1 protein-coding gene is annotated in these 3716 nt (G+C 64.9%); it reads left to right on the forward strand.

The window, feature by feature from the left end; translation table 11 throughout:
• On the forward strand, window positions 1–3716 hold a 3716-nt coding region (locus ASE13_RS20075), incomplete at both ends, for an RHS repeat protein (RefSeq protein ID WP_162254718.1).

The following is a 3716-nucleotide window of genomic DNA, read 5'->3' on the forward strand; positions in this document are numbered from 1 at the left end:
CGAACGCGAAAGATGCGACCACCAGCTTCACCTACGACAAGCTCGGCCGCGTCAAGACCACCACCGATGCCGAGGGCTATGTAGAGACCAACTGGTACGACGCCTTTGGTGGAATCACCCAGACCCAGAGCAAGCTGGGGCTGATCACGGATTTCAAGTACAACAAGCGAGGGCTGGTCGAATCCGAATATGTCAACGCGCCGGTGTACGGTGCGGCAGGCAATCAGGTGGCTGCGGGCTATTACCGCAACAAGTTCGAATATTATGCGAACGGCAACGTCAAGCGCCAGATCGAAGCCGACGGTCTGGCTGAACGTCGCGACACGGTTTTCGCGTACGACAGGGCAGGCCGGCTGATCCTGAAGGAGGGCACGCCCGTTGCGGTCGGCCAGGCCGGGTCGCTGGTCACGCCGGCTGAGCATTATGCATACGACAAGCGCGGCAATCTCATCGAGACATGGGACGCGGCAGGCGGGCATAGCTGGTACTGGTATGACGATCTCGACCGCAAGGTTGCCGAGATCGTGGCGGTCACGACGACGCAGGGCACGTACAGTGCATACGGCTACGACGATGTCGGCAACCTGAAGTCGAGCAAGGTTTATGCCGGCTGGGCATCGCTGCCTGCGAGCGCTGGCGGCACGCCGCCGGCGCCGCCCGCCGGCGAATATCGCGAGACGACTTTCGACTACGACAATATCAACCGGCTGACGAGCGAGAGCGTCGCGGGGCAGGCGATCGGCTATTGGCAGAACGGCAGCTACGTCTACACGACGGGCACGCTGACGACGTCGTACCAGTATGACGCCACCGGCAACGTCGTGAAGATGACCGACCCGACCCTGGTCAGCGTCTACAGTTATTACGACAAGCTGGGCCGCGAGACGGCCGAGGTCGATGCGCTGGGCTATGCGACGAGCTGGGTGCGTGACGCCGAGGGCAACGTCCTCACCGAGCGGCGCTATTCGGGCGTCGCCAGCAACGTGAGCACCAGCGGCTATACCGCTCCGGGCCAGACCAATTCGGATCGGCTCACCAGCTTCGAATATGACAGGATGGGCCGGCGGCGGAAGGAGATGCGCCACGATGTCGTGGCGTGGTCGCTCAACACCGCCAACGGGCAGCTCGATTTGCGAACCGGCCCCGCGACCATCTCGGTCATCGAGTATCTCTACAATGGGCTGGGCGAGGTCACGCAGAAGATCGAGGCGACCGGCGACACTACCACCTACATCTACGACAGCGCCGGGCGGCTGACCACGGAGCATCGCAACGGCTTCGTCGATTACGCCGGCACCGCGGTCACGCCGTCGGTGCGCTATTATTATAACGGCCTCGACAGCCTCGTGCGCACCGAGCAGGGCGGCGCGTCCGCCAGCAGTGCCGACCGGGTCACGACCAACAGCTATGGCGCGGGTGGACGACTCACGGGTACGACCGACGCCGCGGGTAACGTCCGCAGCTATATCTACGACGCTGCGGGACGAAAGACCGGCGAATATTACAGCCGCGATCTCGGCAACGGCACGAGCGTGACCGAAGGGCTCGGCTTCGAATATGACCGCGCCGGCAATGTGACGCGCCAGTCGGTCAACACGATTTCTGGCGGCGTCTGGAGCGCGGTGAGCGCGACGACCTCTTCCTTCAACGCCTATGGCGAAGTGACCACCCGCGGCACCAATGGCGGCGCCCAGGAGCAGTTCGCTTATGATGGCGCGGGCCGACTGATCCGTACCAATTCGGGCGACGGCGTATGGCGGCATTTCTACTACGACGCCGCCGGTCGCCAGACGATGGTACTCGAGAGCGAGGGGATGGACCTCTCGGGCCTCTCGCAGGCGCAGGCGTACGACAACGCCAGCACCGACGGGGTCAATACAACCGTCACGGTCTACGACAGGCGCGGCCAGGCGACGGGCACGATCCAGCGCCTGCGCGAGACCGCTGTCGGCGGCGCGCGGCCGGATATCGCAATCGACCGCGGCTATAATGCGTTCGGCGAGATGCTGTGGGAGGAGGACGCCTATGACCGGCGGACCGACTACACGGTCAACAGCATGGGCCGGGTCACCCAGATCCAGCGCCCGGCCGTCTCGGTCACCGCCGAGAGCGGCGCACAGTCGAGCATCCGCCCGACCGAGAAGCTCTTCTACGACATTTCTGGCCGCCTGATCGGCACGCAGGACGCCAACAGCGTCCAGGCGGAGACGCTCACCGGCTTGTCCGGCTACAAGACCACGCGCCAGCTGCTCGCGGGCACCGGCTATGGCGGCGGCGAGGCGATGGTCGTCAAGGAATGGCACCCCGACGGCGGCACGCCGGTAAACAGATATGACGTGTTCGGCGATCTGCGGACCGCGACCGACGAGATCAACCGCACCACGAGCATGGCCTGGAACAAGCTCGGCCAGCTGACCCAGGTGACGCGGCCCGGCGGGCTCGACGAATATTATGCCTACGACCTGCTCGGCAATCGCATCGGCCACTGGAATGAAGTGACCGGCTACGCCGCGCGCGAGCGCACCGAATATGACGCGATGGGACGCGTCACGCTGCAGCGCGTCTTTGGCGGCGACACCACGACCACCAGCTACAGCTGGTCCTCCGGCCTCGCGACCTCGGGCATGGGCAATTTCGGCGGGTGGGTCGAGACGACGACCTATCAGAATGGACTCAGCGCGACCGAGTATACCGATGTGTTCGGACGGGTGACGTGGAAGTCCGATCTGGGCGGACACACGACCGACACCACCTACGACCTTGCCGGCCGGATGACCGGCCGCACGACCAGCGGCGCGCACGGCACGGAGACGGCGAGTTATGTCTGGCTCAACAATGGCCAAGTGGGGACAGTCACCACCATCGGCGGCTATACCACGACCCAGAGTTCGAGCTACGACCTCACCGGCAACAAGCTCACCGAAACCACCACGCGCGACGGCGTGGTGATCCAGAACGCCACCGCGACCTATGATGCGCTGAACCGGCTGCTCACCTGGAGCGAGGCGGGCAACACGACGCTGCCTGCGGCGTCGATGACGTACGGCTACGACGCCGCTTCGAACGTGCGCCGGATGCAGTCGAGCTTCCGCTGGCTCGACCAGAACGGCGTGGCCTCCACTTCCGTCGCGACGCAGGATTACTGGTATCGCTACGACAGCATGAACCGGATGACGACGTCGCAGGGGTCGCTGTCGGGGGGCGTGATCGGCGGCGGCACGCAGGTCACTTACGATGCCGCGGGGCAGCGGATGAGCGTTTCGACGATGTCGAGCGGGCTGGTCTGGTCGGGCTGGAAGGCGGTCCTGAAGGGGAGCGGCGGTCAGGTCGCAAGGTACGCCGATTATCCCGAATCTGAGGACGACGGCTATATCTATATCTGGAGTCCCTCGGGTCCGGTCCATTTCAGCGGCAAGGCGATCGAGACCTATAGCTATACCGCCGACGGCCTGCTGGAGACGGTATCGGTTGCGGGGGAAGGCGGCACTGCGGAGAGCGGCTGGCCGGCCGGCAACGGCGTGATGGGCGCATCCGAGCTGCGCGCGAGCTACGGCTATGATCCCCAGGGCCGGCTCGCCTCGCAGATCGATTACGAGAATGCGACGACGGTGGCCTATAGCCGCACGGGCATCGTCTACGACACCGCGGGCCGGGTGACGAGCGAGACGATCGCCGCGCGTCAGACCGTCACGGGCAGCACGTCCGCCACGACGACC

Origin of the sequence: Sphingomonas sp. Root241 (genome assembly GCF_001428865.1) — a bacterium.
GTDB lineage: Bacteria > Pseudomonadota > Alphaproteobacteria > Sphingomonadales > Sphingomonadaceae > Sphingomonas.